The 17,515-nt window shown below is 61.9% G+C and carries 18 protein-coding genes; 10 read left to right on the forward strand and 8 right to left on the reverse strand.

Translation table 11 applies throughout. The features are described from left to right. Positions 1–237: 237 nt before the first annotated feature. From RCO31_RS14065 to gyrA, 4 genes are all read left to right on the forward strand, one after another. Positions 238–729, forward strand: a complete 492-nt coding sequence (locus tag RCO31_RS14065; RefSeq protein WP_308969030.1) for a single-stranded DNA-binding protein — start codon at positions 238–240, stop codon at positions 727–729. Between the two features lie 211 nt (positions 730–940). Further along, positions 941–2,242 carry a S41 family peptidase gene (locus RCO31_RS14070; protein WP_308969031.1) on the forward strand — a complete coding sequence of 434 codons (1,302 nt, stop codon included), beginning with the start codon at positions 941–943 and terminating at the stop codon, positions 2,240–2,242. A gap of 209 nt (positions 2,243–2,451) precedes the next feature. Further along, positions 2,452–2,850 (forward strand): DUF2306 domain-containing protein, encoded by a 399-nt coding sequence (locus RCO31_RS14075; protein ID WP_308969032.1) that lies wholly within the window; start codon positions 2,452–2,454, stop codon positions 2,848–2,850. Between the two features lie 142 nt (positions 2,851–2,992). Continuing rightward, positions 2,993–5,689: a DNA gyrase subunit A gene (gene gyrA, locus RCO31_RS14080; protein ID WP_308969103.1), complete on the forward strand. Its 2,697-nt coding sequence runs from the start codon at positions 2,993–2,995 to the stop codon at positions 5,687–5,689. A gap of 120 nt (positions 5,690–5,809) precedes the next feature. Here the strand turns inward: gyrA and RCO31_RS14085 are convergent, their stop codons facing one another. Then, positions 5,810–6,070 carry a hypothetical protein gene (locus tag RCO31_RS14085; protein ID WP_308969033.1) on the reverse strand — a complete coding sequence of 87 codons (261 nt, stop codon included), beginning with the start codon at positions 6,068–6,070 and terminating at the stop codon, positions 5,810–5,812. A gap of 317 nt (positions 6,071–6,387) precedes the next feature. On the opposite strand from RCO31_RS14085, the gene coaD reads away from it, so the two are divergent. The 4 genes from coaD to queA are packed head-to-tail and all read left to right on the forward strand — an operon-like array spanning position 6,388 to position 9,089. Next, positions 6,388–6,885 carry a pantetheine-phosphate adenylyltransferase gene (coaD, locus tag RCO31_RS14090; RefSeq protein ID WP_308969034.1) on the forward strand — a complete coding sequence of 166 codons (498 nt, stop codon included), beginning with the start codon at positions 6,388–6,390 and terminating at the stop codon, positions 6,883–6,885. Positions 6,886–6,928: 43 nt separating this feature from the next. Then, positions 6,929–7,492 carry a peptidylprolyl isomerase gene (locus RCO31_RS14095; protein ID WP_308969035.1) on the forward strand — a complete coding sequence of 188 codons (564 nt, stop codon included), beginning with the start codon at positions 6,929–6,931 and terminating at the stop codon, positions 7,490–7,492. A gap of 16 nt (positions 7,493–7,508) precedes the next feature. Next, positions 7,509–7,967, forward strand: coding sequence for a peptidylprolyl isomerase (locus tag RCO31_RS14100; protein WP_308969036.1), 459 nt, complete (start codon positions 7,509–7,511; stop codon positions 7,965–7,967). A 45-nt stretch (positions 7,968–8,012) separates the two neighbouring features. Next, positions 8,013–9,089, forward strand: a complete 1,077-nt coding sequence (gene queA, locus RCO31_RS14105) for a tRNA preQ1(34) S-adenosylmethionine ribosyltransferase-isomerase QueA (RefSeq protein ID WP_308969037.1) — start codon at positions 8,013–8,015, stop codon at positions 9,087–9,089. Between the two features lie 82 nt (positions 9,090–9,171). Here queA and RCO31_RS14110 read toward each other — a convergent pair whose 3' ends face one another. Next, positions 9,172–10,191 carry an aspartate-semialdehyde dehydrogenase gene (locus tag RCO31_RS14110; protein WP_308969038.1) on the reverse strand — a complete coding sequence of 340 codons (1,020 nt, stop codon included), beginning with the start codon at positions 10,189–10,191 and terminating at the stop codon, positions 9,172–9,174. Positions 10,192–10,417: 226 nt separating this feature from the next. On the opposite strand from RCO31_RS14110, the gene tgt reads away from it, so the two are divergent. Continuing rightward, positions 10,418–11,551, forward strand: coding sequence for a tRNA guanosine(34) transglycosylase Tgt (tgt, locus tag RCO31_RS14115; RefSeq protein WP_308969039.1), 1,134 nt, complete (start codon positions 10,418–10,420; stop codon positions 11,549–11,551). A 14-nt stretch (positions 11,552–11,565) separates the two neighbouring features. Here the strand turns inward: tgt and RCO31_RS14120 are convergent, their stop codons facing one another. Further along, a complete protein-coding gene (locus RCO31_RS14120; RefSeq protein WP_308969040.1) occupies positions 11,566–11,781 on the reverse strand; it encodes a hypothetical protein in 216 nt (71 codons plus the stop codon). Between the two features lie 357 nt (positions 11,782–12,138). On the opposite strand from RCO31_RS14120, the gene cysK reads away from it, so the two are divergent. Further along, positions 12,139–13,125 (forward strand): cysteine synthase A, encoded by a 987-nt coding sequence (gene cysK / locus RCO31_RS14125; protein WP_308969041.1) that lies wholly within the window; start codon positions 12,139–12,141, stop codon positions 13,123–13,125. A 220-nt stretch (positions 13,126–13,345) separates the two neighbouring features. On the opposite strand, the gene RCO31_RS14130 is transcribed toward cysK, so the two are convergent. The 5 genes from RCO31_RS14130 to RCO31_RS14150 form a co-directional block, all read right to left on the reverse strand. Continuing rightward, positions 13,346–14,602, reverse strand: a complete 1,257-nt coding sequence (locus RCO31_RS14130; protein ID WP_308969042.1) for a cytochrome P450 — start codon at positions 14,600–14,602, stop codon at positions 13,346–13,348. 78 nt (positions 14,603–14,680) lie between these two features. Further along, the gene (locus RCO31_RS14135) at positions 14,681–15,937 is read right to left on the reverse strand and encodes a cytochrome P450 (protein WP_308969043.1); all 1,257 of its coding nucleotides are present in this window, start codon (positions 15,935–15,937) and stop codon (positions 14,681–14,683) included. Positions 15,938–16,203: 266 nt separating this feature from the next. After that, entirely contained in the window at positions 16,204–16,470 is a 267-nt protein-coding gene (locus RCO31_RS14140) for a hypothetical protein (protein WP_308969044.1), read from the reverse strand. 194 nt (positions 16,471–16,664) lie between these two features. Next, complete coding sequence (locus RCO31_RS14145; RefSeq protein WP_374991478.1) at positions 16,665–16,841, reverse strand: hypothetical protein; 177 nt, start codon at positions 16,839–16,841, stop codon at positions 16,665–16,667. A gap of 57 nt (positions 16,842–16,898) precedes the next feature. Next, positions 16,899–17,249: a GrlR family regulatory protein gene (locus RCO31_RS14150; RefSeq protein WP_308969045.1), complete on the reverse strand. Its 351-nt coding sequence runs from the start codon at positions 17,247–17,249 to the stop codon at positions 16,899–16,901. Between the last annotated feature and the right edge of the window lie 266 nt (positions 17,250–17,515).

Genomic DNA, 17,515 nt, shown 5'->3' on the forward strand with positions numbered 1-17,515 from the left:
TTTCTCGCAGTCGCGAGATGATGAAATTTTGAGTAAAATTGGCGTCTTCGATCGCAACCGAGGGTGGACACGTATGCAAAGTTCGAATAGAACATAAGTGGAACAAGGTCCGACCCAGCGTCTTAAAATTTGCGGTGTGGATAAGCCGCCGGGGCGCTCTCGGCGGCGACGACCGCAAGATAGGGTGAGTTTTTGGTATACGTGGCTGGGGCGGCCGCGCGTTCAGTGGAGAGTACGATGGCGGGTAGCGTCAACAAGGTCATTCTCGTAGGCAATCTCGGAGCCGATCCGGAGGTCCGGCGCACGCAGGATGGTCGTCCCATTGCCAATCTTCGCATCGCCACGTCTGAAACGTGGCGAGACAAGGCGACCGGGGAGCGCAAGGAGAGGACCGAGTGGCATCGCGTGGTCATCTTCAGCGAAGGGCTGGCCAAGATCGCCGAGCAGTATCTGAAGAAGGGCGCCAAGGTTTACATCGAGGGCCAGCTGCAGACGCGCAAATGGACCGATCAGCAGGGCGCTGAGAAATACACGACTGAGGTCGTGCTGCAGGGCTTCAATGCGGTCCTCACCATGCTCGACGGGGCGCGCGGCGGCGGTGGTGGTTTCGTCGCCGACGAGAGCGGCGACGACTTCAGCGCGGGCGGTCCGGCAGGTGGTGGTCAGCGGCGTGTCGCAAGTGGCGGCGGCGGTGGCCGTCGTGACATGGACGACGAAATTCCATTCTAGCCTTGAAGGTCGGCTTCGAAGTCGACTTCGTTAGCAGACGTGCCGGGTCGCCAGGTGGCGGCCCGGCGTCACGTTTTGCTGATTTGATATCGGGCCGATCATGCCAGGCCTCGTGGTCCTAATTTCACCGCAAGCTTCTTCGAAGTTTGGGATTCGCGGGGGCATCGTTTCGACGTCCGACCGGGCGGCGACCCGGCAACAAGGACAGACAATGCGCAAAGCATCTCTGCGTCTCCTCGGCGTAGCTGCAGGAACGATTCTAAGCTTTCTCGTGATCCAAGCCCCCGGTTTCAGCGCGGCACATGCCGCTACTGACGGCGATACCTATTCGCAACTAAATCTGCTGGGCGAGGTGTTCGAACGACTAAAGCGGGAGCACGTCGAAAAGGTTGACGATGCGAAGCTCGTCGAGGGCGCCATCAAGGGTATGCTCGAGTCGCTTGACCCGCATTCGCGATACATGGATGCGAAAGCCTGGCGCGACATGCAAGTCACGACCAGTGGCGAGTTCGGCGGTGTGGGCGTCGAAATCACAGCGGAGGATGATCTCGTCCAGGTGATCGCGCCTCTCGACGGCACGCCGGCGGCGAGAGCCGGTATCATGTCCGGCGACCTGATCACCCACATAGACGACCGCTCGATCCACGGGGTGTCGCTGGAGGAGGTCTCCGAATGGATGAAGGGGCCGATCAACACGCAGGTCCGGCTCAAGGTCATCCGTAAGGGAGTAGACGTACCGGTCGACATCGCGCTGACCCGCGAAGTCATCCGTTTGAGGTCGGTCAGCTATCGCATCGACGGCGACGACATCGGCTACGTGCGCATCAGCAGGTTCAGCGAGCAAACGACAAGCGAATTGCACAAGGCGCTCGCCGACATAGCCAAGCGCATCCCGCGCGAGAAGCTGTCGGGCTACGTCGTAGACCTGCGCAACAACCCGGGTGGGCTGCTTGAACAGGCGGTTTCGGTGTCGAGCGCGTTCATGGCGCGAGGAGAAGTGGTCTCGATCCGCGGCCGCAGCGCCGCCGACTCGCAGCGCTTCACCGCGCGGGGCGGGGACCTGACCAGGGGGAAGCCCCTCGTCGTTCTGATCAACGGCGGCTCGGCGTCGGCGTCGGAAATCGTCGCCGGCGCGCTGCACGATCACAAGCGGGCTACTCTGGTCGGCACCCGATCGTTCGGCAAGGGCTCGGTGCAGACGCTTATTCCGCTCGGAACCAGCAAGGGCGCGCTGGCTATCACCACGGCACGTTATTTCACGCCGTCCGGCCGCTCGATCCAGGCGCAGGGCATCATGCCTGACCTCGAGATTCTGCAAGATGTGCCGGATGCGCTGAAGGGACGTTCGGACGTCCAGGGCGAGGCGTCCATGCCAGGGCATCTTTCCGGCGACAGCGAAGAACGGCCGGGCTCGCAGTCTTACGTTCCCCGCGAAGAAAGGGACGACAAGGCGCTTAGCACCGCCTTCAGCCTGCTGCGGGGCTCCGTCAGCGCGAGGGCCGTGCCGAACTGAGGCGCGTCGGCTTGCGTTGCGCCATTCCGGATGCCGTTTGGCGCGGCGATCCGGAGTCCAGTTGCGTGCCTTATCGCCGGCTTCCTTGAATACGACGTATTTTTCGCACGCCCCGAATGGGCGGGAGTCATCAGCTACCCAGTGACCGCATCACTCCACGTCGTGTGCGCTACGCAGCGTGCGACCACACGAAATGCCGGAGACGTGTCATGAGCCTTGCACCGCTTTTGAACGCGCCGTTCGCGATCCAGCTGCACGCCTTCGCAGCAATGGCTGCCTTTGTCCTCGGCCTGGTTCAGTTCGCTGCGCCGAAGGGTACGCTGCCGCATCGAACGCTGGGCTTTATTTGGTTCGCCCTGATGCTGACAGTGGCGATCAGCTCCTTCTGGATTCACGAAATCCGCCTGTGGCGTGATTGGAGTCCTATTCACCTGATCTCAATCTATGTGCTGACCATGATTCCGATGGCGATCTACTTTGCGCACCGGCATAACATCCGCGGTCATGCCAGGACCGTGATTGGTATCTTCATCGGCGGGCTGATCATTGCCGGATTGTTCACTTTCGTCCCCGGCCGCATCATGCACGCCGTGGCCTTCGGGAACTGAAAACATCTCCGTGTAAGTTATTGGAAAGACGGTGAGAAAAAGCCCCGCTTGGCGCCTGATTCATTTGGTTTTGGCGCGCCGATCAGCTATATGATTCCCAGCTAAAATCAGCCTGGAATTGACCTTGTCCGATACCGACGACATGAAACCCGGGGAGCCGCCGCAGCCCTCCGATATTAAGCCCGTTTCCATCCTCGACGAGATGAAGCGCTCGTATCTCGATTACGCCATGAGCGTGATCGTGTCGCGTGCTTTGCCCGATGCGCGTGACGGCTTGAAGCCCGTGCACCGGCGCATCCTGTTCGCGATGAACGAGCAGGGAAACACACCCGATAGTAAGCTCGTGAAGTCGGCGCGTGTAGTCGGCGACGTCATGGGTAAATATCACCCGCATGGCGACCAGTCGATCTACGACGCGCTGGTGCGCATGGCGCAAGATTTCTCCATGCGGCTGATGCTGATCGACGGGCAGGGCAACTTCGGCTCGGTCGACGGCGATCCGCCGGCAGCGATGCGCTATACCGAGTCGCGTCTGGCCAGGCCGGCGATGGCGCTGCTCGAAGACATCGACAGGGACACTGTCGACTTCCAGCCGAACTACGACGGCAACGAGAAGGAGCCGGTGGTTCTGCCGGCGCGCTTCCCGAATCTGCTGGTCAATGGCGCCGGCGGCATTGCCGTTGGCATGGCGACCAATATCCCGCCGCACAATCTCGGCGAGACGATCGATGCCTGTATTGCGCTGATCGACAATCCCGCTCTCGGCGTCGACGACCTGATTTCGATCATTCCAGGCCCGGACTTCCCGACCGGAGGCTTCATTCTCGGCCGGCAAGGCATCCGTTCAGCCTATCACCTCGGCCGCGGCTCAGTCGTCATGCGCGGCAAGGTCGAGATCGAAGAAATCCGGAAGGATCGTGAAGCGATCGTCATTTCCGAGATACCGTATCAGGTGAACAAGGCCTCGCTGGTCGAGCGTATCTCCGAACTGGTGCGCGAAAAGAAGATCGAGGGCATCGCCGATTTGCGCGACGAGTCGGACCGCGATGGCTACCGCGTCGTCGTCGAGCTGAAGCGCGATGCCATGGCGGACGTCGTATTGAACCAGCTTTACCGCTTCACGCCGCTGCAGACGAGCTTCGGCGTCAATATGGTGGCGCTGGATTCGGGCCGGCCGCAGGTGATGAACCTGAAGGACCTGCTGACGATCTTCGTCGGCTTCCGCGAACAGGTTGTAACCCGGCGCACCAAGTTCCTGCTGGGCAAGGCGCGCGACCGTGCGCACATCCTGGTGGGCCTTGCGATTGCAGTTGCCAATATCGATGAGGTCATTCGCGTCATTCGCACGTCGCCGGATCCAGCGACGGCGCGCGAGACCTTGATGGCGCGCGACTGGCCGGCGCAGGACGTCGCCGCGATGGTTACGCTGATCGACGATCCGCGGCATCGCCTCAACCCGGACGGCACGGCCCGGCTTTCGCTGGAGCAGGCCAGGGCGATCCTTGATCTGCGGCTGCAGCGGCTGACGGCGCTGGGACGTGACGAGATTTCCGAGGAACTCGACAAGCTGGCGGCGGAAATCGCCGACTATCTCGACATCCTGCGCTCGCGCGCCCGCGTGCAGGGCATCGTCAAGGACGAACTGCGGGCGGTGAAGGAGGAATTCGCGACGCCGCGCCGGACGATGATCGTCGAACAGGAGGGCGAGGTCGAGGACGAGGACCTGATCCAGCGGGAGGACATGGTCGTCACCGTGTCGCACGCGGGCTACGTCAAGCGGGTGCCGCTCTCGACCTATCGGGCGCAGAAGCGCGGCGGCAAGGGCCGCTCCGGCATGCAGACGCGCGAAGAGGATTTCGTCAGCCGCCTGTTCATCGCGTCGACGCACACGCCGGTGTTGTTCTTCTCCTCGCGCGGTCAGGTCTACAAGGAAAAGGTCTGGCGCCTGCCGATGGCGCCGCCGAACTCCCGCGGCAAGGCGATGATCAACATCCTGCCGATGGAGCAGGGCGAGCGCATCACCACCATCATGCCGTTGCCGGAGGACGAGAGCACGTGGAAGGACCTCGACGTGATGTTCGCCACCACCGGCGGAACCGTCCGGAGGAACAAGCTGTCGGACTTCGCCGACGTTCGCCGGTCCGGCATCATCGCAATGAAGCTTCAGGAGGGCGAGGCGATCGTCGACGTGCAGATCTGTACCGAGCGCGATGACGTGTTGCTGACAGCGGCCGGCGGTCAGTGCATCCGCTTCCCGGTCACGGACGTTCGGGTGTTCTCCGGGCGCACCTCGATGGGTGTGCGCGGCATTGCCCTCGGCAATGACGACAAGGTGATTTCGCTGTCGATCCTGCATCACATCGAGGCGACCGCCGAGGAGCGGGCGGCCTATCTGCGCCGCGCCAGCGCCGTGCGGCGCGGCGACGCCGAGGAGGAGGCGGGCACCGATCAGGAAGAGGCGAACAGCGCCATCGAACTCGGCGAGCAGCGGTATGTGGAGATGTCGGCAGCCGAGCAGTTCGTGCTGACGATCTCTGAAAACGGCTACGGCAAGCGCACGTCATCGTTTGAGTACCGAACGACCGGACGTGGCGGCAAGGGTATCGTCGCGATGTCGGTGAACAACCGCAACGGCAAGCTTGTGGCGTCGTTCCCGGTCGAAGAGAGCGACCAGATCATGCTGGTGACCAACGCCGGTCAACTCATCCGTTGCCCGGTGGACGGCATCCGTATCGCCGGCCGTTCTACGCAAGGCGTGATCGTATTCGATACCGCCGAGGGCGAGCACGTTGTTTCCGTCGAGCACATCGAGGAGGCCGAGAACGGCAACGGTGGCTGACGGATTGTGTCACCGCGCTGCGCGAGAAAAAAAACGGCGGCCCTTGGCCGCCGTTTGAGTTTTGCCTGGAGGGAGTGAGAAGCGGAGGGGGCATCCTCCGGCCGTCTTCAGGCGCAACTCTTAGCGCTGCGCCACCGAAACGATGCGGACCTGCGTCGGTGCCGTCTTGGTGCCGGCATTGCGCAGGCAGGAGGCCTCGAAATTCGGCCACGCCTGCTGCGAGCAATCCTTGCCAATCGGCCGATAGTCGAGGCGGTCGGCCTTCTTGAGCGCGATGGACGAGTACACGCTCGCTTCGACCTGCGGAGCGAAGCCCGGGAGAACTGTCAGTGCGGCTGCGATGAAGGCCGCGACGGCAATCGCTGAAAACGCCTTGATCATGGTGGTCCCCTGTTATCGATGGGCTCGTTGGCCCGTCTTGCGCCGTTGTTGAGGAAAGATTTACCGAGTTACGGTTTCAGGACTTCTGCACGAGAGCGGGAAAACGGTTTCGTGCCGGTCTCGAATTGTTTCGTCATCCGCAGCTGACGAAACAAAGCAGGAGAAAATCATTGAATTTCAATGGATTGCTGGAGCCCGATGAGGTGACCCGAAAGGCTGGGCACTAGCCGTCCGACGACGTGCGGCCGCCTAGTGCATAGAGACTGCAACTGGAGCCCTGCTTGCGGGCGACCCGGCCGGCGGGTTAGACGAAGCGCATGCCCCGTATCGCCATCTATCCGGGTTCATTCGACCCGGTCACCAACGGCCACCTCGACGTGGTGCGCCATGCGGTCCACCTCTGCGACAAGCTGATCGTCTCGATCGGCATCCATCCTGGCAAAAAGCCCTTGTTCACCACGGAAGAACGCCTGGCGATGGTGCGCGAAGTGTTTGAGCCGATCGCCAAGGCAGCGGGCTGCCAGTTCGACTGCTCAACTTACGACAACCTGACAGTCACGGCGGCAAAGGCGGTAGGCGCGACGATTATGATCCGCGGCCTGCGCGACGGGACTGACCTCGACTACGAAATGCAGATCGCTGGCATGAACGAGACGATGGCGCCGGACATCCACACCGTGTTTACGCCCGCCTCCGTAGCCGTCCGCCCGATCACCGCCACACTGATCCGGCAGATCGCCGGGATGGGCGGCGACGTTTCAGCATTCGTGCCTGCCTCCGTCGCCAAGAGCCTCAAGGCCAAGCTCGCGGGCTGAGGGCTTCGCGACTGATCTGATCCCTTCACCATCCGGAGCTTCCATGATCCGCTTCTTCGCCGTCGTCGCTTTGCTGTTTGCCGTCGGGCCGGCGCTTGCACAGCCGCTGCCTGCCAATCTCGACAAATCCAATGCGCTAGTGATCGACACGACCAAAGGCCGCATCGTCATCAAGCTGCGCAGCGACATCGCACCGGCGCACGCCGAGCGGTTGAAAACGCTGGCGCGGGAGGGCTACTATAATAACGTGCCGTTCCATCGCGTAATCGACGGCTTTATGGCCCAGACTGGTGACGGCCAGAATTTCAACGGCACCGGCGGGTCGAAACATCCGAACCTGAAACAGGAGTTCTCCAACGTGCCGTTCAAGCGCGGTATCGTCGGCATGGCGCGGCGCGGCGACAGCGTCGACAGCGCCAACTCGCAGTTCTTCATTATGTTTGGCGAACAGGCGAGCCTCAATGGCCAGTACACCGTGATCGGTGATGTGGTATCGGGCATGGATGTCGTCGACAAGCTGAAGAAGGCACCTCCAGGTTCCGCTGGTGGTGCTGTGACCGATCCCGACAAGATGGTGAAGGTGCAAGTCGCGTCGGACATCAAGTAGCAAGGGAGTGAAGAATATGGCCACTGAGAACACACTGATCCTCGAGACCACACAGGGGCCGGTCACGATCGAGATGCGGCCCGATCTCGCGCCGTTGCACGTCGAGCAGATCAAGGGCCTGGTCAAGAAGGGCTTCTACGATGGTATCGTCTTTCACCGGGTGATCGACGGTTTCATGGCGCAGACCGGTTGCCCGCACGGCACCGGCACCGGTGGCTCGGGCAAGAAGATCAAGGCCGAGTTCAACGCCGAACCGCATGTGCGCGGCACAGTGTCGATGGCGCGCGCGGCGGATCCGAATTCCGGCGACAGCCAGTTCTTCATCTGCTTCGATGACGCACGTTTCCTGGACAAGCAGTATACTGTCTGGGGCAAGGTCACCGAGGGCATGGAGAACGTCGACAAGATCAAGCGCGGCGAGCCGGTGCAGGACCCTGACAAGATCGTCAAGGCGCGCATGGCGTTGGACGCGTAGCGGCCCGTCTTCTCCTCTGAGATGAGGGGGAGGCCCTGAGCGCTCATGCGCACCGACCTGTTCGACTTCGATCTTCCGCCCGAACGGATCGCGCTGCGACCGGCAAGTCCACGCGATGCCGCGCGCATGCTCGTTGTCAGGACAGGTGAGCCACTCGCAGATCGTGGTGTCCGCGATCTGCCGGAGTTCCTCCGGCCGGGCGATCAGCTCGTCGTCAACGACACCAAAGTCATTGCCGCGCAACTGACCGGCCGCCGGCTCGGTCGTGGCACTGAACCAAAGATCGAGGCGACGCTGGTCAAGCGTATTGACGGCTCACGCTGGCAAGCGTTGGCGAAGCCTGCGAAGCGGCTCAACGTCGGCGACATCGTGCGCTTTGGCGCGGAAGGCCGGGTGTGTTTCCTCGGGCAGCTCGACGCGACGGTTGAAGCGAAGGGCGACGCCGGCGAGGTGACGTTCGCCTTCACCTTCCACGGCCCGGTGCTCGATCAGGCGATCGCCGAGATGGGGAATACGCCGCTGCCGCCATATATCGCCGGCAAGCGCCCGGCGGACGATCGCGATGCGAGCGATTATCAGACGATGTTCGCGCGCGAGGAGGGGGCCGTTGCGGCCCCCACGGCTGGACTCCATTTCACCCCGGAGCTCGAAGCCGCGGTGCGGGCAAAGGGGGTACAGGTCCAACGCATCACGCTTCATGTGGGAGCCGGTACGTTTCTGCCGGTGAAAGCCGACGATACCGCCGGTCACAGGATGCACGCGGAATGGGGCGAGATCTCCGCTGACACGGCCGATACGCTGAACGCCGCACGGGATGCGGGTGGGCGCATCGTCGCGGTCGGCACCACCTCGCTGCGGCTGCTCGAAAGTGCCGTCGGCGAGGGCGGCAAGCTCGGCGCGTTCTGTGGCGATACCTCGATCTTCATCACACCAGGCTACCGCTTTCGTGCCGTCGACCTACTGATGACCAATTTCCATCTGCCGCGTTCGACTCTGTTCATGCTGGTTGCGGCGTTTTCCGGACTCGACACCATGAAGACCGCCTACGCCCATGCGGTGGCGAACGGCTACCGGTTCTATTCCTACGGCGACGCCAGCCTGCTGTTTCGTGCGCAGGTCTAACGACGCGGCTAACTGACATTTCTGCCATCATGCCCGCCTTCACCGGCACGACAGCGCAGGGCCATGGGCGATTGGGTCACCATCACTGCCTCCTGAGCACGAGTTCCGCGATCTGCACCGCGTTCAGGGCTGCGCCTTTAAGAAGCTGATCGGCTGCCGCGAACATCGAGATCGAATGGCCTGAAGGATCGCTCAAATCCTTGCGGATGCGGCCGACCAGAACGTCATCGCGGCACGATGCATCGATCGGCATCGGAAAATAGTTCTTCACCCGGTCATCGACGATTTTTACGCCAGGTGCATCCGCGAGGGCCGCGCGAACCTCGTCTTCGGAAATCGGTGTTTCGCATTCAAAAGTGATGGCGGCGCAATGCGCACGCAGAACCGGCACCCGTACACACGTCACGCCGATCGCGATCCGGTCGTCCTCGAAGATTTTCCTGCTCTCCTTGATGACCTTGGTTTCTTCATCATTGTAACCCGTCTCCGGATCGACGGCCGTATTGTGGTTGAACAGGTTGAAGGCGTAAGGATGCGGCAGCACCTTTGGTGCGAAGGCCTCTCCGTTGAGGCTCGCACGTGTCGACTCGACCAGTTCCTGCATCGCGGCCGCGCCGGCGCCGCTTGCCGCCTGGTAGGTCGAGATGATCAATCGCTTGATCCGGTTCTTCCGGTGGATTGGCCACAGCGGCACCAGCGCCGTGATCGCCGCGCAGTTCGGGTTGGCGATGATGCCCTTGTGATCCTTGACGCGATCGGCGTTGATCTCCGGGATCACGAGCGGCACGTCCGGCGCCATGCGGAAGGCCGACGAGTTGTCGACCACCACGGTGCCGGCCTTGACGGCAAGAGGCGCGAATGTCCTCGAGACGCTGCCGCCAGCCGAGAACAGCGCAATGTCCACGCCGGAAAATGAGCTCTCGGTCAGCTCTTCGACAACGACCTCGCGACCACGAAAGCCGAGGGACTTGCCGGCGGATCGCGCGCTGGCCAGCGCCTTCAGTGTGCCTACCGGGAATTTCCGCTTGTCCATGGTGGCTATGAATTCCGCGCCGACGGCGCCGCTGACGCCGACGATCGCTACGGTGGGGCTGGTCTTCACGTTGGTCTCCTTCGGGCAACAAAAAAGCCCCGGACCTTCTCAGGCGGGGCTTCGGTCAAGCAGCGATTAAAGTGGTGATCTAAACGCGCGCGCTTTCCTCCGCCCGGAATGGCGTTTTCGTCGTGGCGCGCTGGGTGGTCGTGATCATCGGGGCCGGACCATATGGTCGGTGCCATGCCGCGTCAATGCTTTACAGGCGCGGTCAAGCCGATTACGCGCTATTTCGATGAGCGTGCCCAACCATTTCAAATTGTTGCAGACCGACGGCGCGGCCCGGACCGGTCACCTGACGACGACGCATGGCGTGGTGCGAACGCCGGCGTTCATGCCTGTCGGCACCGCCGGTGCGATGAAGAGCCTGCATTGGCGCGACGTGCGGGAAGCAGGCACCGACATCGTGCTCGGCAATACCTACCACCTGATGCTGCGGCCCGGTGCCAAACGCATCGCGGCGCTGGGTGGTTTGCAGCGCTTCACGGGCTGGAATGGGCCGATGCTGACCGACTCAGGCGGCTTTCAGGTCATGTCGCTCGCCCAGTTGCGCAAGGTCACGGAGGAGGCGGTCACGTTCCGCTCGCACATCGATGGCGCAAGCGTCGTGCTTTCGCCAGAGCGTGCGGTCGAGGTGCAGCGGCTGCTCGGTGCAGATATCGCGATGCAACTCGACGAATGTGTGCGCCTGCCGACGACCCGCGGCGACATCGAACGTGCCATGCAGCTGTCGCTGCGCTGGGCTGAGCGTTGCAAGCGTGCCTTTGAGGCGTCGTCGCCGGGCAAAATGCTGTTCGGCATCGTGCAGGGGGGCGATGTGCCGATGCTGCGCCACGCCAGCGCCCGCGCGCTGGTCGATATCGGCTTCCACGGTTATGCGATCGGCGGCTTGGCGGTCGGCGAGCCACAGGCCGTGATGCTCGAGATGATCGAAGAGACCGCGCCTTTGCTGCCGAATGATCGGCCGCGATATCTGATGGGCGTGGGGACGCCGGAAGATTTGCTGGAAGCGGTGGCGCGGGGCATCGATATGTTCGACTGTGTGCTGCCGACCCGCAACGGCCGCCACGGCGTCGCCTTCACGCCGCGGGGGGCGGTCAACCTGCGCAACGCGCGCCACGCCGACGACCCGCGGCCGCTCGACAAGACGAGCCCCTGGCCGGCCACGCGCAGCGCTTCGCGCGCCTACCTGCACCATCTGGTCAAATCGAACGAGGCGCTGGGGGCGATGCTGCTCTCGGAGATCAACATCGCCTACTATCAGCAATTGATGCAGGGCATGCGAGGTGCCATTGCCGGCGGAACGTTCGAGACATTCCGCGCGGAGGTCCGTGCAGCATGGGCGCGGGGCGATATCGATCCGCGCTAGTGCACTGCTTCCAGTCAGTAGCAGACGAAGGTCTTGACCGCGTGCCTCGTGACGAAACCGTAGCCGCAGGTCTCACAACTCCAGAGGTAGCTCAGTTCGCCATCCGCCGAGAAAGCGGAGCCTTCCGCTGCCACAAGGGAGTCGGCGCAGATAGGGCAAGTCGGCATGTCGCTCGCGCGGGGGGCCGGACGAGGCGTGTCGGTCGACAGTCGTTCAGCGATCGCTGACATCGTGGCCTCCTCTCTTAAGAGTTGAACGATCCCCAACGGCTAAGTGCACGCAACGTATCATGGATTTGTCTGACGGTCTCGCGACACTAATGCGTTTATTTCGCGAAGGTCGTTGTGCAGCGCAGTGCCTAGTTTCTGAAACGTAATGATCGGCTCGATACATTGGAGTATTTCGATTAATTCGAAGTGTATTGAAGCGCCTTTGATCGACTCCTGCGCGACAAATCCGATCAGAAAATTATCTGCAATTGCTGCGAGGACGCGGCTGCGTCCGTGAAACGCGCGCGAGCTTTCTGCTTCGACAGACCCGCGTCCGCTGCGTTAAGTTCGTTCGCACCTCATCTGGAGATCTTGCAAATGCCGTCGCCTGTTCAAGCTGTTTCCTCCTCGTCATCGCGTGTGCCCGGACGGGGCCGCGTTTACGACAGCATTGCGGACGCAATCGGCGATACGCCGCTGGTGCGACTGAACAAGCTGCCGCAGCAGCGCGGCGCGAAGGCCGTGATCCTCGCCAAGCTCGAGTACTTCAACCCGGCAGCAAGCGTGAAGGACCGCATCGGTGCGGCCATGATCGGCGCGATGGAGAAGGCCGGTGTCATCAATGCTGACACGGTGCTGATCGAACCCACTTCGGGCAATACGGGTATTGCGCTGGCATTCGTCGCCGCTGCCAAAGGCTACCGGCTCAAGCTGGTGATGCCGGAATCGATGTCGATCGAGCGGCGCAAGATGCTTGCCTTCCTCGGCGCTGAGCTGGTGCTGACGCCGGCCGCGCAGGGCATGAAGGGCGCGATCGCGACTGCCGAGGAGATCAACCGTTCGACGCCGAATTCGGTCATTCCGCAGCAGTTCAAGAACCTCGCTAACCCGGAGATCCACCGTCTCACCACGGCGGAGGAAATCTGGAACGATACCCAGGGCAACATCGATCTGTTTGTCGCCGGTGTCGGCACGGGAGGGACCATTACCGGCGTTGGGCAGGTGCTGAAGCCCCGCAAGCCGTCGTTGCGGGTGATTGCGGTCGAGCCAGAGGAGAGCCCGGTGCTGGGTGGCGGCCAGCATACACCCCATAAGATTCAGGGGATCGGCGCGGGATTTGTGCCGGATATTCTCGACCGTTCGATGATCGACGAGATCATGCGGGTGAACGGCGCCACGGCGATCGATACGTCGCGCGCCTTGGCGCGGACCGAGGGGATCGCCGGCGGTATTTCGTCTGGCGCCGCGATCGCAGTCGCGATCGAACTTGGCAAGCGGCCGGATAACGCGGGCAAGACCATCGTTGCTGTCGTGCCCTCGTTCGCCGAGCGCTACCTGTCGACCGCGCTGTTCGAGGGGATTTAGGGCAGGGAAAGTCTGGTTTGAGGCGCACGAAGGTCGTTCACCACGCCGTTGGTGTCTGCGGTCATGCCCCGCGGAAGCTGGCATCCAGTACACCGCGGCCTCTGAACTCAGGTCTGTGCCGCTCTGGAATATTGCGTCCCCGCGTTCGCGGGGACGACGGTCGAGAATTTGGCAAACGCTTGCGATCTTGCGGTCGTCGCCTGCGGTGTCGTCCCTTCGCCTAGGCGTTAATCCGCACCGGCAGCGTCTCGTAACCTTTGATGAAGTTGGAATAGACGCGCTTCGGTTCGGCCACGACCTCGATCGTATCGAAGCGCTTCAGGATCTCTTCCCAGGTGATGCGAAGCTGCAGCTCCGCGAGGCGCAGACCGAGGCAGCGATGAATGCCGAAGCCGAACGAGATATGATTGCGCGAGTTCCGCCGCTCGATCATGAAGTCGTTGGCCTTTTCGAACATTTCCTCGTCCCGATTGCCCGAGACGTACCACATCACCACGCGCTGCCCCTTCTTGATCTGCTTGCCGCCGATTTCCGTATCAGTGAGCGCGGTGCGACGCATGTGGGTCAGCGGCGTCTGCCAGCGGACCACCTCAGGCACCAGATTCTGCACCAGGTCCGGATTTCTGCGCAGCTTCGCATACTCTTCCGGGAACTTGTTCAGTGCGTAGACGCTGCCGGACAGCGAGTTACGGGTGGTGTCGTTGCCGCCGACGATGAGGAGGATCAGGTTGCCGAGGAAATTGCGGGGATCCATGCTTCGCGTGGCCTCGCTGTGCGCCATCATCGACAGAAGGTCTGTCTTCGGCGGCTGCTTGGCGCGCTCTTCCCATAGTCGGGCAAAATAGGCTCCGCACTCCTGCAGTTCGTCATCGCGCGCCTTTTCAGAGGCGATGATCTCGCGATTTCCCGGTGCTGCCGTGGCAACGTTCGACCAGCGGGTCAGCTTGCGACGCTCTTCCCATGGAAAATCGAACAGAATCGCGAGCATCTGCGTTGTGAGCTCGATCGAGACCTTGTCGACCCAGTCAAAGGTTTCGTTGCGCGGCAGATTGTCGAGGATCTCGCAGGCGCGAACGCGGATAGTGTCGCCGAGTTTCGCCAGATTCTGCGGCATGAACATCGGCTGCACAGTCTTGCGCTGAGCGGCGTGTTTCGGCTCGTCCATGGCGATGAAGCTTTCTCGCGCATAGACCGGTTTCACGTCCTGAATGCCGATGCCGCCGAGGTGAACGTCGGAGGAGAACAGCGCGTGACTGGTCTCCACCTGCATGATGTCCTTGTACCTGGTGACCGACCAGTAGTCGCCGACGCGGCTTTGCGGACAGTAGTGAACGGGATCTTCCTTTCGCAACCGTTCGAAGTAGGGCCACATCGTGTCGGAACGGTAGAGCTCCGGCTTGCTGACGTCGATGTCCTCCAGTTTCATGGAGTAGGCTTCGACGGTCGCATGATCCAGTCCCTGAACGGTACCGTGCATGATGATACTTCCTGCTCTTAAGAATCCTGCGACGGCCCCGCGAACGGGATGGTCGCTAAGGGCTTTGACCGTCTGCCGCTACGCCGGGATCCGCACCGGCAAGGTTTCATAGCCCTTAATGAAACTCGAATAGACGCGCTGCGGCTCGTCCATGACTTCGATCGTGTCGTAGCGCTTCAGGATCTCTTCCCAGATGATCTTCAGTTGCAGTTCGGCGAGCCGCAGACCGACGCAGCGGTGGATGCCGAATCCGAACGACAGGTGTGTCCGGGAACGCTTACGGTCGATGATGAAATCGTACGGATTGTCGATCACCTCGTCGTCGCGGTTGCCCGAGACATACCACATCACGACCTTGTCGCCCTTCTTGATCTGCTTGCCCTTGAATTCGATGTCTTCCAGCGCCGTACGGCGCATGTGGGCAAGCGGTGTCTGCCAGCGGATCACCTCCGGCACGAAGCTGTCGAGCAGGGCAGGGTTCTCACGCAGCTTCTTATACTGCTCGGGGAATTTGCTCAGCACATAGATGCTGCCGGACAGTGTGTTGCGCGTGGTGTCGTTGCCGCCGACGATCAGAAGAATCAGGTTGCCAAGGAAGTTGGCGAAATCCATGTTCCGCGTCGCGTCGCTGTGCGCCATCATCGACAAAAGATCGCTTTTTGCCGGTTGTTTCATGCGCTCGTCCCACAGCGTCTGAAAATACCGCGCACATTCGATGAGTTCGGCCTGGCGCGCTTCCTCGGTCGGCACGAGGCCTTCCGGTCCCGGCAGTGTGGTGGCGACGTCCGACCAGCGCGTCAGCTTGTGCCGATCTTCCCAAGGGAAGTCGAACAGCACGGCCAGCATCTGCGTCGTGAGCTCGATTGAGACGTTGTCGACCCAGTCGAAGGTCTCATGGCGTGGCAGGTTGTCGAGGCAAGAGGCAGACCGCTTGCGAATATTGATTGCCAGCTCGTCGAGATGGGTCGGCGTGAACATCGGCGCGACGGTCTTGCGCTGCGGGCCGTGCCGGGGCTGGTCCATGGCGATGAAGCTCTCGCGCCGCAGGTCTACCGGGACATCGCGAATGGTGATGCCGCCGAGCGCAGCAGCGGAGGAGAACACCGCGTGGTTGGTTTCGATCTCCATGATGTCGTTGTACTTGGTCACCGACCAGTACGGCCCAAACATCGAATCCTTGCAGTAGTGAACGGGTTCTTCCTTACGCAACCGGTCGAAATACGGCCAGAAACTGTCCGTGCGGTACAGCTCAGGATGGCCGACGTCGAAATCCTCGAGTGGCGTCGAATAGGCGCGCTCACGCGCTTCTTCTGCCGGCTGGATCGTGCCGTGCATTGGGGTTTGCTCCGCTAGCGATCATCCGGCTGTGTGGCCCCGGATGATGCGTTATCATTCGCGCAAGGTGCCACGTTAGAATGATTACAACCCCAGGCTGACGCATTTGCAAGCACGAATAGTGACGCAAGCGTCATGTTGACCGACGGGCAGCGACGGCTGCTGCCAATAATACCGTCTTACCTCTTGATGCGTGGCATTCGTGACGACAGGTCATGGATTAGTTGCCGCCAATACGGATCGGGAACTGCCAGGGCTGTTCAAGATCAGAAGTCGTCTGTGCCCTGATTCTCCAGGTCGTCGAGGTAGATCTGCAGCGGCGCAAGGACGACGACGGCCGCCTCGGGGGCGGAATCGCGATCAATGCTGACGAACCCGACGCTTTCGAGCTCGGCGAGCGCGCGCGCCACCTCGCTTTCCGACAGGTTGACCGTCTCGCGCAGGCGTTCGACGGTCGGTCCGCTGCCTTGCGCCAATGGCCCAATCGTGGACCGCAGGGCGAAAGCGATGTCGAGAGCCTCGCCGCTCAGCATTTGTGTTCTCCGTCTTGGTCCGAACCGACGTGCCGCCAATAGCTGTGGCCGCTGATGGCCGCAACAGGCACAAAGCAGGTTCATGCCATCGGAGCTCACCGGCGCGGCCGAAGTCGCATTCCGCCATCTCTATCGCCTGTTGCGTGAGGAGTGTCACAGTGCGGGCAAGGCCGCTCGGAGCACTCAGCAATCCGTCAACGGCGAAACTGGTCGGGCCAGTAGCCGGCGCGCTCGAACAGCACGATGCAGATCACGACGACGAGCGTAATTGCCGCGACGATCAGCCGAGTGCTCCATGTCATGCCGCGGCTCACCCACCAGAGGAGGGCACAGCTCATGATGACCGGAACGACGATTTCGAGCGGGACCAAGCGCACCTCCATCCGTTCAAGCAACGGAAAAGTAACGCGCGCAGATTGTCAAAGTTGTTAATCCGCGTCGGCCAGCCTGCGCAGCGTGGCCCTGAACATCAGGCTCTGCTTGCCGACCAGGGCTACGCCATTCATCGTGCCGCCAGTGTCGGTGTATTTGCCTGAGACGCCGATGCTGACCTCGCCGCCGCCGAACAGCGGGTTCACATCCGGCGAGCGGGTGTGCTGATTGACGACCACTTCACCACGGAAGCTCGCCGAGTTTTGCTGGACTGAATACGAGCCGGTGTAGAACAGGTAGGCATCCCCGCCACGGATCGCGCCATCACGAAACACGATGACGCCGCTGCCCTTGCCGGAACGGCCATCGAGCAGATCCACGTGAATGGAGTAAAGGCCGTTACGCATTTGTCCCTACATGCCTCGAACCCATCTTGTAGACCGACGCCGGCATTGTAAACCGCCTCCCGGCGCGCAGGATCGTGCTTGTTTGCCGCGAAACGAGGTTCCTGGGCGGGCACGACGGTGATCGCGGAGCCGGCGAGGCTGCGCAGTTTTGTGGCGAGCCGCCGCTCGCTGGATAAGCAGAAGTCTCGATCACAAGCCTTTTGCGCAAAGCGGCAGGCGCGAGGTCGCTGCGAAGCGATCCGAAACCGCTCGCGGCCGAACTCGCG

Source organism: Bradyrhizobium sp. LHD-71, from assembly GCF_031157255.1.
Taxonomy (GTDB): Bacteria; Pseudomonadota; Alphaproteobacteria; order Rhizobiales; family Xanthobacteraceae; genus P52-10.

Bases quoted from the DNA above. Each gene is read 5' to 3' on its own strand.
- RCO31_RS14130 (WP_308969042.1), bottom strand. From the start codon at position 14,602: ATGCACGGTACCGTTCAGGGACTGGATCATGCGACCGTCGAAGCCTAC.
- tgt (WP_308969039.1), top strand. From the start codon at position 10,418: ATGAGCGTGCCCAACCATTTCAAATTGTTGCAGACCGACGGCGCGGCC.
- coaD (WP_308969034.1), top strand. From the start codon at position 6,388: ATGCCCCGTATCGCCATCTATCCGGGTTCATTCGACCCGGTCACCAAC.
- RCO31_RS14070 (WP_308969031.1), top strand. From the start codon at position 941: ATGCGCAAAGCATCTCTGCGTCTCCTCGGCGTAGCTGCAGGAACGATT.
- queA (WP_308969037.1), top strand. From the start codon at position 8,013: ATGCGCACCGACCTGTTCGACTTCGATCTTCCGCCCGAACGGATCGCG.
- RCO31_RS14065 (WP_308969030.1), top strand. From the start codon at position 238: ATGGCGGGTAGCGTCAACAAGGTCATTCTCGTAGGCAATCTCGGAGCC.
- gyrA (WP_308969103.1), top strand. From the start codon at position 2,993: ATGAAACCCGGGGAGCCGCCGCAGCCCTCCGATATTAAGCCCGTTTCC.
- RCO31_RS14140 (WP_308969044.1), bottom strand. From the start codon at position 16,470: ATGCTGAGCGGCGAGGCTCTCGACATCGCTTTCGCCCTGCGGTCCACG.
- RCO31_RS14135 (WP_308969043.1), bottom strand. From the start codon at position 15,937: ATGCACGGCACGATCCAGCCGGCAGAAGAAGCGCGTGAGCGCGCCTAT.
- cysK (WP_308969041.1), top strand. From the start codon at position 12,139: ATGCCGTCGCCTGTTCAAGCTGTTTCCTCCTCGTCATCGCGTGTGCCC.
- RCO31_RS14120 (WP_308969040.1), bottom strand. From the start codon at position 11,781: ATGTCAGCGATCGCTGAACGACTGTCGACCGACACGCCTCGTCCGGCC.
- RCO31_RS14085 (WP_308969033.1), bottom strand. From the start codon at position 6,070: ATGATCAAGGCGTTTTCAGCGATTGCCGTCGCGGCCTTCATCGCAGCC.
- RCO31_RS14150 (WP_308969045.1), bottom strand. From the start codon at position 17,249: ATGCGTAACGGCCTTTACTCCATTCACGTGGATCTGCTCGATGGCCGT.
- RCO31_RS14100 (WP_308969036.1), top strand. From the start codon at position 7,509: ATGGCCACTGAGAACACACTGATCCTCGAGACCACACAGGGGCCGGTC.
- RCO31_RS14075 (WP_308969032.1), top strand. From the start codon at position 2,452: ATGAGCCTTGCACCGCTTTTGAACGCGCCGTTCGCGATCCAGCTGCAC.
- RCO31_RS14095 (WP_308969035.1), top strand. From the start codon at position 6,929: ATGATCCGCTTCTTCGCCGTCGTCGCTTTGCTGTTTGCCGTCGGGCCG.